The sequence below is a fragment of the Neorhodopirellula pilleata genome (assembly GCF_007859915.1).
Taxonomy (GTDB): domain Bacteria; phylum Planctomycetota; class Planctomycetia; order Pirellulales; family Pirellulaceae; genus Rhodopirellula; species Rhodopirellula pilleata.
Genome location: NZ_SJPM01000003.1, coordinates 102515 through 116359 on the forward strand (window position 1 = coordinate 102515; position 13845 = coordinate 116359).

The window sequence follows — 13845 nt, forward strand, 5'->3', positions numbered from 1 at the left end:
ATCTCAATCGTTTTCTCAACGAAGGGTACGCACCTTCGTTTCGTTGTTACTTCGCGGGAATCATTGCTTCATTGGCGATGGTTTCGTCGCTGGTCGCACCAGTTCATTGACTTCCTCTCTCGCTTCGCCCGCTAATTCCTGGACTTTGTTCTTCACAGCATTCTTAGCTCGCCAAAACAAGCCCTTCGTGAATCCATGACGACGCCTCGTTCGCTTCGGATTCGTCGAAGTAGCGAACGGTCGCGGTGGTGAAGGGCTTGCAGAACATCGCCATGCCCTCTTCCCATTTCCGGTCACCGACCAGTGCCAAACGTTCGATGTCGGCGAAATGACTAAAGTCAAACTTGATGTCTTCCCACAACGCTCCAAGCGTCCAACCGTGGAAGTCATACATCTCGACGAGGAAGCGGATCTTTCCGTGCACGGCGACCGCTCCCTCCACTTCCTTTGTGAAATGGGCGTAGTCGTCAGCACTGAGTTTGCCGCTGAGCGTTAGGATCAGAATCTTCCCGTCGGCTTCCTCGTTCAATAGCACGGTCATGAAATTGTCTCGCATGATGGCTGGGCATTGCTTGGCGTTTACTTCCGGATTGTATTTCGGGTCATTCATTGTCCCCATCGCGTGCCCCCTGAAAACAACATGGCGGATTCCGCCATTGCATTTGAAGGCGATTATGATTCTTCCTCGCGTTCTTGTTTCGCCTTTTTGCCGAAGTGATCTTCAACCGGGCGCAGAATGACAAGGACGAGGATCGTCATCACCGCGCTCGTAATGGCCAATGGATACTGACCGAGCCCGCAGGCGGTGCCGATGGCAGCCGACAGCCAGATCGTGCTTGCCGATGTCAAGCCGAGCACCTCATGTCCTTCATTCGTCTTCAGAATCGTTCCCGCGCCGATGAACCCGACCCCGGCCGCGATTCCCTGCACAACACGGGTCAAGTCGAGCGTCGACTCAGCCGACAACTCGCGGCAAGCCAGAACGAAGATGGCCGCCCCCAGGGAAACCAACATGTGTGTGCGCAAGCCAGCAAAGTGGCCGCTGATCTGGCGTTCAAATCCAATCACCCCGCCAAGCAGTACCGCGGACGCGGTCGGAATCAGTACTTCAAAGTAGTTCATTTTGATCGTCTTGATGATGTCCAGCTAAGCGAACCATTCGGGCAACAAGCCTCGCAAGCCAGCCGCCAGCATCCCCATTGCAATGCACGCGAGCAACATCCCCATTAGCCTTGTCACCACGGCCATTCCGTTAGTTCCCAAGACTTCCGCGATGCGTTTGGCAAGCGAAAACACGACGACAACGATGATTACGACCAGAAAACAAACGGCCGAGATCCAGGTGCGATCGCTGAAGGTTGGATGCTGCTGAGCCGTTGCCACAATCAATGCGATCGTGCCTGGACCAGCGACGATTGGAATTGCCAGCGGAACGATGGCGATGGACTCACGATCTGACGCGTCTTTGGCTTCTTCCTTCGTTTGTGCATGAGATTTGTCGTTGAAGAGCATACGCAAACCGATGATCAGTACGATAATGCCGCCTGCGGAAAGTAGCTCCGGGACATCGACGCCGGTCCAACGCAACACCTCTCCGCCAAACCATGTGGAGACGAGCATGATGATGAAGACCGCGATTGCGCAGGTCCTCGCCACGCGTATTGATTCGGAATTGCTGCGGGACTCCACCATGGTTGCAAATATGCCTGCGTTCCCAACCGGGTTCACGACCGACAACAACGCTGCCCCGAACGCGGCTAACCATGGTTCATCCATGATTCTCCCATGTCTGGTTGTCGTAGAGATTTCTCTTGCGAAGCAAAGCCGTGGCGTTTCATCGCTCCGTCCCTTCGCGTCGGATCAAATCAACCAAACCATCGACCGACGTGAATTTTCCAACGACGCTGGTTCGAGGAAACATTAATTTGGGAATCGCACCTTCGCCCACTCGTTTGTAGAGAGCCACGTGTCGCGAGATATATTGATCGGAAACTCCTGAAGCTAATTCAATATCCAATCTTTTTGGATCGACCAGCGTTCTTGCTTTTGCGATTGTTTCGGCGTAGGTGGGAGCGTGATCGTCTGCCAGCATCCACAAGTGCAGTGATTCAAAAGCTTTCGGATCGACTCGCCATGTCGCTACGGCAAGCTTCGACAGCACGCACGACTCTTTGTAGTGCGCACCGGTGACCTTGATCGTCGGATTGCAATCGGAATTGAGCGGGACTGGTAAAAGCACAATTGCCAAATCATCGCCAAGCTCGACCTGCGCGCTACGGACCGCCTGGAACGTCTCACGGCAAGGAGGACAGCAATAGTCGAACATCTCCACGACGACATACTTCGCATCGTTAGGCCCAATGTGGGGCCAATCTGCAACCTTCAGTTTGATTGCGCCTCCCTGAATAGATGCAAATCGTTCTGGCAAATCATCAGCTTGGGATGATTCGGCTTCGACGACACCAATGGCAACCAAGACGGGTAACGCCAATAGGTGAGCATATCCCTGAGGCGGTTTATAAATTTTGGCACTGGTCACCGGAGCGTCAAACAGATTGTCTTCCAGATTCTCGTTGCGACTGTTAGGCGGAAGAAATTCCAAAGCATCGTTCCCATCGACGCTTGGTGTGTCGAAAAGCTCAATCTCGAACGCCGCAGGCGGAGGTGTCAGGAGTTGGCCAGAAACCAAAATCATCAACCCGACGAAGCTCAGCGATGCGATCGTCATGGCGGACTTCGCTCGTAGCGGACCCGCGACCAGCAAGGTGATCGTTGCAACCAACCCGCACGTGTGAGCCAGCATGCAGTAGAGACAAATGTGTTGAAGGACCAAAAGCTGAACCACGATGAACCAGATCGCGCTCATTCCGGCTGCAAACACCGCAGCGGTCATGCCAATCCAAGCAATCTCGCGTCGAGGACGACTGAACCGATCCAAGCTTGCGACAACCAAAGACGCAGCCATAGCGACATAAATAGCGAGTGCCAATAGGCTGACTGGTACGCCGAACCATACTGACCATCGGCTTCTTGCCACACCTTCACAGTCAATCCACCCGTCACCACTCCCGCAGCCCGCAATGGGTGATGAGGTCAAATGGGTCCACAGCAAATAGCTGCTCGTTCCAATCGCCACACTGATACACGTCGCCAACAACGTGGTCACCGGCCAACGCGGCAACGATTTCATGTCTTGAACGAGCCAGTTCAGCGCTGAGGACGCACTCGATTTGGAGAGAACCTCTCCCTGATGTCTAGCGAGCAGAGTTGGGGTGGTCGTGTGATTCATGGTTTACACGTTGTGCAGATAGAGATGACATTTTGGAGAAGCGGCCATGCCACTTTCGACTGCAGATGCTTGTCGAACTGCATGAGACCTCGAGATGCGATGACGGGGTCTCTCACGACGTTTGGATAAACATCGGAGCATCGCAAGGCCTCGGCTAGCAATTCGTTAACGGTCCTCATTGGCCGGCAACCGGGTGGCCATACGCATCTCCGGTCAAACCTGAGACTTCAGGAATCGGATCGGCGTAGTGATCGGAACGTGTGAGCGGATCGACGTACTCCAACCGCCCAAACCGCTCGCTCGTAAACTCGACCGGCGGCCGGGATTGCTGGAATGCCATCAAAGAGTCGTGTGGACTTGTGTCGAGAAAGTGCGAGATCCCTTGCAGGATTTCTTGGATCGCGCCGGGGCCTTGGCGATAGATCTCCGAGGTCACCATCACAACGTCCGCACCTGCAATCATCGCTTTGAGCGCGTCCTCACCCGTACGCACGCCGCCACTCGCCGCAATGGAAAGATCCAACCCACCGCTTCGTGCGTGAACGATGCCTTCCAAAGTGGTGCCAAGAGAACCGGTCGGCGAAAGTTCCCAACGAATGGTCCAGTGCATGCGGTCGATGCTGACGTCCCACTGCGGGCGATGGGCGAATAACACCAAACCATCCACCCCGGTGGATTGCAGTCGGTGCGCGACTGAAGCCAAATTATTGAACCGTTGGCTCATCTTGACGGCGACTGGAATCGAAAGTCGATTGCAGAGACTGTCGGCCAAGGCGATCAACCGGCTTTCCACCGCTTCACACGACTCATGGGGATCAGGCATCCCGTCTTGCCAATTCAGCTCGATCGCGTCGGCACCCGCGGCTTGGATTTCCTCGGCGTATTCAAGCCACGATCCCTCGGTTGAACCATTGAGGCTTCCGATAATGGGAACCTGGCAAAGCTTCTTAAGATTCCGAATCGTCTCCCGATACTCCGTCGTGCCACCGTTGTATTGGTCTTGCTGTGGTTGAAAACCGCTCTCCGAAATGGCACCGAGCGGGTCGTGCCATTTCATCATCGAGTGCGTGATCTGTTCCTGAAGTATTGACGGAAGCACGATCGCGCCGGCTCCCGCGCAAACCATTTGCCGAACATGCTCGGGTTCAATCGTTAACGGACACGCGCCGACAACGATGGGCGACGACAACTCCATTCCCATATAGGCTGTTGTGAGCTCTTTCGACATTTTATTAAAAGCTTTTTAAGTTGATGGAAGATTGCAGCTTGAATGCATGACCGAGTCGGATGCTAGGATTTCGCGTCTGCGATTGAGATTCAACCACGGCTGTGATTCCGCTCGTGCTTCAGTTTGGCGAGCTCGTCGCGTTCAAATTCGCTGAAGTAGAGCGGGAGGAATGGGGTCTGGATCAGAATTGCAATCGACAGCAAGGCGGCCGCCGCCGCACCAACCACAGCCCAATCAAAGAGTGACGCCGCAACGATGAAGGTTCCTATCGCAAGAACACCAATCACTTTCACCACCGTGACGATGCCGACAGTTTCGATGTCCATTTCCAGCTCCTCGAGAGTAATCCTCTTTTGGTTCGGCGATCGTAGGTTTGATGCGCGAGAACGCAATTCAAGGTAATTCGTAAACGCCAGCACGGCGTACAGCACAGGAATGGGAATCGCCGCCAGGTACGCCGCGTCACGAAGGAAAAAGAGACAAACGATGGTCGCAATCAAGGATAACGCGAGCAATGCACGCGCGCCCGTTCGGAAATGCCGCGCGACGATATGCGCATCGGGTTCTTGCGACAGAGTTTGACTGTTGTTTTCAACGCGAGTGCTCATCAATTTGCCTTCCGAGTGATTGTTCCGTAACGGTACGTGTCATTGACCCGTCTTCCACACGCGAGAAATGTAGTCTTGAGCCTTCGCCAAATAGTCAGGCGATTTGAGTCCAACAGTCTTGGCTTCAGCTTCTGCGTCCGCCAACGACTTGCCATTGTCGAGCACTCGGTGGGCTAGCCAAATGGCTCCGACTCGGTTGGCGGATTTGCAGTGGAGGAGGAGTGGGTGGTTGTCTTTTTGGTTGAGTAGTTCGCGAGTTTGGCTGAAGACTTCGTCGGTTAGGGTCTCAGCGTCCGTGAAGGGAACGTTGTGGTATTCGAGCCCGGCGGATTGCACGATCTCTTTTTCATTCCAGTCGAGTTCGTCTTCTTGACGAATATTCAGCACCGTTTGGATTCCGCCGCATTTGGCTAGGCGGAAGTCGTCGGGGAACGGCTGGCTGGATAGATAGATGCCGTCAATGGTGTGCAACTTTTCAATCGAACCTACACTGACCGATTCAAGCTGCTGAGGGTTCAACATGGCAAGTGAATTGGCGGGGCAGGTGGTGTCGGCCAGAAAGTATTGGCGATAGGTTTGGACTTGTTCGGCAATATCTTCGGTGGATGGTTCGTCGCGCAGGGATACTGGTCGGACGCAGCGATCGAGGAAACCTCGTAGTCCATCGGTCATCATGAAGACGTTCGTGAATCCGTGCATGGCAAGGACGTCGCGGGCTTGTGCTGGATGCGTCATCCCGTTGGAGTACAAGACGATTGTGTCGAGGTCTCGGTAGGGTTCCAATGCGGTCAGCACTTCACTGATCGGAATATTCTCGGCACCACGGATGTGGAAGTGTTGGTATTCGTCGGCGGTGCGGACATCGACGAGCATCACGCCGGTGTCGCCGCGAAGTAGGCGGTCGGCGACCTGCTCGGGTTCAATGTGGTCGCTGGCGGCTTCGATTAACGCCAACAAACTCGAATCAGAAAGTGTTGGTGATCCGGCGTAATGGACCGATGTCGCCTGCGATTCGGTTGGCAGGATGAGTAACGCGGCTGCCAATCCGATGATTGCGATGCTGAAGGCTTTGAGGAATGAGCTATTCAGGTAACGGCTTTCTCCGTTGTTTCTTTGCTCGATCCATTCGCAGGCGTAAAACGCGGCGACTCCGACGATGCTGAACAGAAGGATAAAGAGCGTTCTGGGGATGCCGAAAGCGAATGATGGTTCGGCTTGCATTCCCCAGTTGTAGAGTGGTTTGATCCAGGCGAATGTCTCGTTGAAAGCGAACGCTCCCAGCATGATGCCGCCAAGGAAAACCAGTGCGTCCAGTTTGCCGCTGGCCAGTCCCACCGCTCCGGTTCCCGGACACCAACCGCTCATCACGAAGCCAATACCGAACAGCAGCCCGCCGATCGCGTGGGCACCGTAGACGGTCTCCATCAAATGCAATTGGCTCAGGTTCAGCCAACCAACGCCGACCAGCATCCCAATGCCGATCATTGTCGTCAGCATCGCAGTGAACATGACTTTGATGACGGCCATATCACGAAAGTAGAACACTCCGGCTAATCGACGTGAGCTGCCGAATCCTGCGCGTTCAAGCGCAAAACCAAAACCGACTCCGATCAACAGTGCTGCAAACCACGCCAGCGGACTGCCCAGTGATTCAGTTCCATAAAATGTTTCAATCATCCCACTGACTCCGGAATAGGAAAGCCGTGGCATAACCCGCGACAAACATACATGTGACAAAAATGAGGCTGCCGGTGAGCAGCAGCGCACCACCGCTGAGAGCTTGCCCCGACGTGCAGCCGCGGGCGATCCGACTGGCGTAGCCCGCTAGGATTCCCCCAACCAGTGCAAAGAGCAGTCTCTTGTTGACGCTGGCGGCACGGCCGCGCTCGATTTGCGGTTTGACGCGTCTGGCAAGCACCGCGGAAAACAGTCCGCCGAAAAAGGTGCCGACAAACATAAAGACCAAGTAGTACGCGAGCGGTTCGTCTCCCCATGGGCCGAAGTATTCGGATGCGGCTACGTGAGCCGGCGCAACCCATGACTCCATCTGCGCAGCCAAACGCGATGGAGCGGAGGATGCTCCGAGTCCTGTGCCGAGCACCACGTAGGATGTCAGTAGCACTAAACCGAGCAAAACGCCGCTCAGGTACGGATTCCAATACGGCTGTGGTGCCTGGTCAGCATCGTAGGTTTGCAACTCCCGTGTTCCTTGGTACCGGCGTTCAGAGACAGTGACCTGAGATCGCTCAATGATGCGTTCGCTGGTTCGCTTTCCGTTCGTTGTTGTACTCATCGTTAGCACCCCGCGCTCTTTCGTTTGGGTGTTGCCGTTGGTTGAGGCGTGGTAGAGGTTGACGGCACTGGTACGCGCGGACGCGGACTCGCTGAACTGGGACTCGCTGAACTTGGGCTCGCTGAACTTGGGCTCGCTGAACTTGGGCTCGCTGAAGTCGGCCCCACAACGGGCTGGGCAGAAGAGCCGACATCCGATTCGTTCCAATAAGCTTGCACGCCTCCGTAAAGCGCTTTCACGTTACGCGGAGTCTTCTGCGAAAGGATGCCTGCGACCATCATCGCGATCGAACCGTCGCGGTCGACGATCACCAATGGTCCGACGCCCGTTAGAAAACTGGGGTTTTCCAAGATGTCGGCCAAGTCAACATTCTCTGATCCCGAAACGCTGTAGTCCGCAAAGTGTTCGACCGGTCGCACGTCGACCAATTGAAACGCTTTGGGCGTGTCCATCATCATGCGTTTCAGTTCGGTCGCTGATATTCGGTCCGGTAAGTTGACTTCGCGTTTTGATTCCGTTGACGTGACGCCTTGCTGTGTCGCTTCATAGACCGGCAGACCCGCGTCGATCCAAGCCTGGCTTCCGCCTTTCATGTTACTGACGTTGACGAAGCCTTCTCGTTGCAGAACACCGACGGCCATGCTAGAGCGATACGCGCTGTTGCAGACCGTGACGATTTTGGCCTTGCGGTCGAGCGTGATGGATTTCTGTGCGAGTTCGTTGAGCGGTAGGTTCACCGTAGCACCGACGCGCAATGCCATCCACTCGGCCGGCAATCGCACATCGACGATCACTGGCGACTCGGTCGTCTGCATCGACGCATACAAGTCGCTCGGCTCAGTCATTTCGTTTTGGGCCAACGACTGGGAAGCTGACTTCCATGTGTCGATTTTGATGCACTCTGGTTTGTAGCCCACGCGATGAAGCCGATGAATGGCTTCTCGCAGTTCGTCATCGTTGTCGCCACAAATGACCAGCCGAGCATCCCAGGGAACCATGATGCCAATCCAAGTCTCGAATCGACCTCGGATGCCGATGTTGACCGAGTTTGGAATGTGTCCCGTTGAATAGGCATCGGCGTCACGAATGTCGGCGACGTAGTATTGTTCGATATCAGACAGCGCCTCGACGGGGTCCACGAAAGGCAGTTCTTTGGGATTCCACTCGACAAGCGGTGGACCTTTACGATTGAGTGCCGCGTTGTGTGCGAAGTACTGCGGGGCTTGCGGCAAGCCCTCCAGAATGCTGGCGATGAATTCGCCACGATCCTTGTAGCGGAAGTACGGATTCGCAGTGCGTTGTGCTCCGATGGTTGACGTTGGTTCGTCACTCAAATGTGCACCGCAGAGGGAACCCGCGCCATGTGCGGGCAGCAACTGGACATCGTCGGGTAGCTTTGACAACTTGTCGTACCACGTGTCGAACATCATGGATGCGAGAGTGGACGCAGCCATATCACCACCTAATAGGTCGGGTCGACCGACGCTGCCGATGAACAGCGTGTCACCGCTGAGCAATACGACGGGCTTCGCTGGTGCCTGCTTGCTTGAAATCAACGCGACCGTTCCGTCAGGTGTATGCCCAGGCGAATCCAGAAACTTGACGACCGCTTGGCCAATTTCGATGGTGTCGCCGTCCTTGATTAGTTCGTGCTCGTACTCAGCACCTGATTTGGCACTCACATAGATCGGAACCTTCAAGTGGCTGGCCAATTCGACATGACCAGCAACGAAGTCGGCGTGGGAGTGCGTGAGGTAGACGCCCTTGATCGTTACGCCCTGCTGTTTACTGGCGTCCAAGTAGACGTTCACATCTCGACCCGGATCAACGACCAAGCATTCTCCGTCGCTGATGAGCAAGTACGAGAAGTGCGAAAGGACCGATAGCTCGTACTGAACGACCTTGAAGCCTGGATACTGATACGTATCAATGATCTGATATTCAGCAGCCTCATCATCGTGCTTGGCTGACTCGGTGTCTTTCAAAACGATGTCGCCAGACGTCACGGATTCGACTGATTCAACGGCGGTGGCCGACAAGGCAAAGGTTGCCAGTGCGACCATCGCAAATATGATTCGGATCGACATGTTTAATTCCCTATTTGCTTTTCGCAGTAGCGGTTGAGATGACTCCGGCTGGTTGCCAAGCTTTCCAAACGTTGCCGACGAGTTCCGGTGAAGGCTTCAGCGTTGGCATGCCTGGCTTCCAACCCGCCGGTGTCGCTTCGCCGGTGGCTCGCACATGCTGGAACGCTTTCAGTTGCCGAATCAACTCGTCAACGTTGCGACCAACTGAAGGCGTGAGAATTTCGATTGCTTGAACAACACCATCGGGGTCGATAATGAACCGCCCTCGATTGTCAACGCTTGCTTCGTCGTCATAGACGCCATAAAACTGACCGATGCGACCTGCTGGATCGGTCAACATTGGGAACGGCAGTCCGCCCGGAATCATCTTTGACAACTCGCTCTCGTTCCAAATCTTGTGACTGAAACGACTGTCCGTGCTGAACGAGATGACTTGAACGCCAAGTTTGTCGATTTCATCGTAGCGAGCCGCCACAGCGGCCAGTTCGGTTGGACAGACATAAGTAAAGTTGCCGGGATAGAAACACATCACGACCCACTTTCCCTTGTAGTCAGACAGCATTACCGGTCGGAATCCTCCGTCAATGTAGGCATTTGCTTCAAAATTCGGTGCTGGCTTGCCAACGCGAGCCATCGGAGCCGACACAGTCCGCGCGGCGGTCGCCGTTTCTGCTTGCCCCGATTCGAGGGGACCGCGAGCTGGCTTGATGCACGAGTCAACCGATTTCGCCTTCGCGTCGGACCTGGCAACGGTCGCCTGTGCCATGACGGTCGTTGTCGACAATGCGCCGCACAGTACGACTAGGGCAGAGTGTGAGAGTAGTCTGTTCATCGTAGAATTCCTTATGAGTACATGATTCCGTTTTTTGCCGGTCAAGAATGAAAAATCTTGACACATTGCAACGCATTCGCACCCCTGTTAGCTCTTTAGGTCGCGTGCCTACTGGGATGCGATTCCACGGATAAGCGAGGGGCATCGCTCAACCGGTGAAATTAACAAGCACTTCAATGCGTTTTTAGTATCCGAAGCCACGGTAGCCAGGATTGGCGAAGCCACCGACCCCGATGCCGACGTTCAAGCCGCTTCGTGTTGGATAGTTGTAGCCACGATAGCCACTCTGATATCGATACTGATTTGGATAGCCATAACCGTATCCGTTAAAGCTTCCATAGCCAGCCGAGTAGGTCGGGTACGATCTGTAGTTTTCGACCTGATACCCTGGGCTGACGGTTATATATCCGCGGCTCGCGGGATAGTTCATGTACTGAGTCGTTTGTGCGTAGCCGTTGCCGGCATTCCCGCAGGGGTGACGTCCTTGAGCGTTGGCTTGGCTCGTGTCGAACAAGAGGCTCGAAGTCGCGACAATTGCAGCGACCATCCAAAGTTTCGTAGACATCTTCTAAATCTTTAAGTCTGAGTATTTACGGACCACAGCACCGGAGTTGGCCCTGCTCATTAAACATATGCCCGAGCTTGAAGCGTTGTCATCGCTCAAAGACTGAAAACGCCCTGGCGGATTCGACCAAGACGAATTCGACTGGTGTCGATGGGCAAAAAAATGGTTGGGCATAAAAATCCCGACCGATCAGATCTTCATTTTTTTGCCCAGTTCCGGTCCACGGCGTCAAAGGTGGTCGAATCCGCCATGTTGCTTTCGGCGTTGTCTCGATACTCGATGTCGTTGGGTTCTCGGACAATTAGCCAGATCAACGACTTCGCGATGTTGTGGCGAAAGCCCATCACGGAGCTGTACCATCTCACGAATAGGATTCAGGCAATGTCCACCAACAACTCAGCCGTCGCCATCTTTCACTCGCATCCCAAGGCCGAAGAAGCCGTACGCGAACTGCAAAAGAGCGGCTTCGACATGACGAAGCTTTCGATCGTCGGCAAGGACTACCACACCGACGAACATGTCGTCGGTTACTACAACGCTGGCGACCGAATGATGTATTGGGGCAAGGCGGGTGCGATCTGGGGCGGCTTTTGGTCGTTGTTATTCGGCTCGGCGTTCTTTGCCATTCCTGGACTTGGCCCGATCCTCGTTGCCGGCCCGTTGGTTGCGTGGATCGTTGGCGCGCTCGAAGGCGCGGCCGTCGTCGGTGGCGTCAGCGCTCTGGGTGCCGCCCTCATGAGTATTGGCATCCCCAACAACCGCGTGTTGCAGTACGAAACCGAACTCAAAAACGACCGACTGTTGCTGGTGGTTCATGGAACGGCCGATGAGATCGAAACTGCCAAGAGCGTCCTTTCTTCGCACGGCGTCGAAGTGAACGTTCACGATGCACTGGAAACTGTCGGTGTTTAATCAAACACCACGTTTGCCCCTTTACGATTACGTTTGAGAACCAAAGCCATGTCGTCTGCAACCTTCTCCGACGTCATTGGCGAGCGAGCATCCGCTCACCGGCTGGTCGATGAACAAGGGGCCATCGAACGCTGGGAGAACGAAGGCGGAATCGCACTCTCACCAACCCAAACCACCACCATCCATAACACCCTCACTTTTCAATTCATAGGAATCTTTATCATCATGAACGAAACCCAAGACTACGTTAGTCCCGCCACAGCAATCATGACTCGAAACGCCCGCAGCATTCAGGCGTACGGGCACTTGATCCCGATGCCGCTTGCCCTGCTCGAATCCGCTCGTCAACAGAGCGTTGACAACCTGAACCAATTACTTGCCGACACGATGACGCTGCGAGACTTGTACAAGAAGCATCACTGGCAAGTGTCGGGGCCGATGTTTTATCAGTTGCATCTGTTGTTCGACAAACACTACGCGACGCAGGCCGAACTAGTGGACACGATCGCCGAACGCATCATGATGCTCGGTGGAATCAGCATCGCGATGGCACAGGACGTTGTCGACAACACGACGATCCCTCAACCGCCGAAAGACCGCGAGTGTCCCGAATCGCAGTTGACGCGGCTTCTTCAGGCTCACGAGATCACGCTTCAAGCCGCCCGCTCGATGGCCCGCCAAGCGATCGAAGTCGGTGACGACGGCACCAATGACATGTTGGTCAGCGAAGTCATCCGCGGCAACGAACTGCAAGTCTGGTTCGTCTCGCAGCACCTCGTCGGTGCTCATGCCCACATTGAATGAAAAAACATCTATCACCACCCGAGTAAAGGATGCCTCTCATGGTCCGTTGGAACACAGCCCAACCTCAAAAGACTCGTTTAGCGAAGGAAACAATTCCGATTCAATCGCGAAAGCGACAAATTCAGAGCGGATGGAACAACCGAGATCGCGCCGATCGTCTTCACACCGGACGGTTGCGTCAGGCTTGGTTCGTAAACTGCTTTTGCCGTCAACTTTTTTCAACGTAGGAACGAGAATGTTTGGACATAACGCACGAGAAGCGAAGTCAATCTTCAATGCGGGACTCTTAAAGACGTTTGGGAAGTTAAGCGAGCCTGATATCGCCAGAATTGACGGGCGGCCCGAGCAACTCATCGTCGAACTCGTCGAGTTATATGATTGGAATGAAGAGTTTGCCAAACAGAAGACTGAGGCGTTCGAGCTGAAGCTTTCGATCGGCGAGAACTCCGCCACGAATGAGTTGCCCGTGGGAGCCGGATCATGAAGACAGTTCTTCGGTCACAACAGCTTGTCGTTGTCCTTGGCTGATCCCGAAGACGGATCGTGCTGTGCCGGAATATCTTCCAGCGGACTCAACCACAATCAAGGCGAGGACGCCACGCTCGCTTTCCTGTGAACCGAACTGCTCAGCGGGGAAATTGAATTGAATCGAAAGAATGAGCCTTCGGAAAACTGGCAATTGACGCGATCCAGTGTCGATTGAGATCAACCGAAGTCCATCGTCTTACTTTGCACCAAGACGCGATTGGTGATCTTTTCTACGCCAGGGACGGGACGAACCGTTTCCTGAGCCATCTGCTTCATGTAGTAGGTTGGCACCGTTCCACAAATAATAAGATGCCCTCGCCGAAATTCGCATGTCAAAATTCGAAGCACTCGATAGAGACTGGAGCGAAGGCGAATCATGACAGCCTGAGTGATGACACAGCACTCGATGACCGGCTCGCGCGAACGTCGTTGACTTTCATGCTTTTCGGTCGTTTGTTTGGCGGATTCGAATGCAATCATGCTAGCAGGCCGCCCCCTGTGAACGACGATAGCTCGTTTGCTGGTACGTGCGAGAGATTGTCGTTTCTGATCGCTTGCGAAGATGAAGTGCCACGCTGGATTGTGAGTCGCCATCAGAAGGATTCGCGATGAATACGCCTGAGCAATGGCTGCAGGATGCCTTGCTGCCCAAAAGTTTGATTGGAACGTGAAGTGGTCGACCGCAGATAGGACAGGGCT

16 protein-coding genes are annotated in these 13845 nt (G+C 54.5%); 3 read left to right on the forward strand and 13 right to left on the reverse strand.

The window, feature by feature from the left end; translation table 11 throughout:
* Positions 1–163: 163 nt before the first annotated feature.
* The 12 genes from Pla100_RS09365 to Pla100_RS30455 all read right to left on the reverse strand — a co-directional run bounded on the left by Pla100_RS09365 (position 164) and on the right by Pla100_RS30455 (position 11267).
* Entirely contained in the window at positions 164–541 is a 378-nt protein-coding gene (locus Pla100_RS09365; protein WP_146577706.1) for a SpoIIAA family protein, read from the reverse strand.
* 131 nt (positions 542–672) lie between these two features.
* Positions 673–1122 carry an MgtC/SapB family protein gene (locus Pla100_RS09370; RefSeq protein ID WP_146577452.1) on the reverse strand — a complete coding sequence of 150 codons (450 nt, stop codon included), beginning with the start codon at positions 1120–1122 and terminating at the stop codon, positions 673–675.
* A 24-nt stretch (positions 1123–1146) separates the two neighbouring features.
* On the reverse strand, positions 1147–1776 hold the full coding sequence (locus Pla100_RS09375) for a MarC family protein (protein WP_146577453.1): 630 nt from the start codon (positions 1774–1776) through the stop codon (positions 1147–1149).
* A gap of 58 nt (positions 1777–1834) precedes the next feature.
* The gene (locus Pla100_RS09380) at positions 1835–3289 is read right to left on the reverse strand and encodes a vitamin K epoxide reductase family protein (RefSeq protein WP_146577454.1); all 1455 of its coding nucleotides are present in this window, start codon (positions 3287–3289) and stop codon (positions 1835–1837) included.
* Positions 3290–3464: 175 nt separating this feature from the next.
* Positions 3465–4517, reverse strand: coding sequence for a dihydroorotate dehydrogenase-like protein (locus tag Pla100_RS09385; RefSeq protein ID WP_146577455.1), 1053 nt, complete (start codon positions 4515–4517; stop codon positions 3465–3467).
* Positions 4518–4606: 89 nt separating this feature from the next.
* Entirely contained in the window at positions 4607–5125 is a 519-nt protein-coding gene (locus tag Pla100_RS09390; protein ID WP_231602901.1) for a hypothetical protein, read from the reverse strand.
* Between the two features lie 39 nt (positions 5126–5164).
* Positions 5165–6802: a YeeE/YedE thiosulfate transporter family protein gene (locus Pla100_RS09395; protein ID WP_197167806.1), complete on the reverse strand. Its 1638-nt coding sequence runs from the start codon at positions 6800–6802 to the stop codon at positions 5165–5167.
* The gene (locus Pla100_RS09400; protein ID WP_146577457.1) at positions 6795–7418 is read right to left on the reverse strand and encodes a YeeE/YedE thiosulfate transporter family protein; all 624 of its coding nucleotides are present in this window, start codon (positions 7416–7418) and stop codon (positions 6795–6797) included. The genes Pla100_RS09395 and Pla100_RS09400 overlap by 8 nt, the downstream gene beginning before the upstream one ends.
* Before the next feature lie 2 nt (positions 7419–7420).
* Positions 7421–9505 carry an MBL fold metallo-hydrolase gene (locus Pla100_RS09405; protein WP_146577458.1) on the reverse strand — a complete coding sequence of 695 codons (2085 nt, stop codon included), beginning with the start codon at positions 9503–9505 and terminating at the stop codon, positions 7421–7423.
* A gap of 10 nt (positions 9506–9515) precedes the next feature.
* Complete coding sequence (prxU, locus tag Pla100_RS09410) at positions 9516–10271, reverse strand: thioredoxin-dependent peroxiredoxin (RefSeq protein WP_146577708.1); 756 nt, start codon at positions 10269–10271, stop codon at positions 9516–9518.
* Between the two features lie 250 nt (positions 10272–10521).
* Positions 10522–10902, reverse strand: a complete 381-nt coding sequence (locus tag Pla100_RS09415) for a hypothetical protein (RefSeq protein WP_146577459.1) — start codon at positions 10900–10902, stop codon at positions 10522–10524.
* 197 nt (positions 10903–11099) lie between these two features.
* Entirely contained in the window at positions 11100–11267 is a 168-nt protein-coding gene (locus tag Pla100_RS30455; protein WP_197167808.1) for a hypothetical protein, read from the reverse strand.
* Between the two features lie 16 nt (positions 11268–11283).
* Here Pla100_RS30455 and Pla100_RS09420 point away from each other — a divergent pair, with 16 nt between their 5' ends.
* From Pla100_RS09420 to Pla100_RS09430, 3 genes are all read left to right on the forward strand, one after another.
* Positions 11284–11814 (forward strand): general stress protein, encoded by a 531-nt coding sequence (locus Pla100_RS09420; RefSeq protein WP_146577460.1) that lies wholly within the window; start codon positions 11284–11286, stop codon positions 11812–11814.
* Between the two features lie 48 nt (positions 11815–11862).
* Positions 11863–12618 (forward strand): Dps family protein, encoded by a 756-nt coding sequence (locus tag Pla100_RS09425; RefSeq protein ID WP_197167809.1) that lies wholly within the window; start codon positions 11863–11865, stop codon positions 12616–12618.
* A 235-nt stretch (positions 12619–12853) separates the two neighbouring features.
* Complete coding sequence (locus Pla100_RS09430; protein ID WP_146577461.1) at positions 12854–13102, forward strand: hypothetical protein; 249 nt, start codon at positions 12854–12856, stop codon at positions 13100–13102.
* A 221-nt stretch (positions 13103–13323) separates the two neighbouring features.
* Here the strand turns inward: Pla100_RS09430 and Pla100_RS09435 are convergent, their stop codons facing one another.
* Positions 13324–13626 (reverse strand): BON domain-containing protein, encoded by a 303-nt coding sequence (locus Pla100_RS09435; RefSeq protein ID WP_146577462.1) that lies wholly within the window; start codon positions 13624–13626, stop codon positions 13324–13326.
* Between the last annotated feature and the right edge of the window lie 219 nt (positions 13627–13845).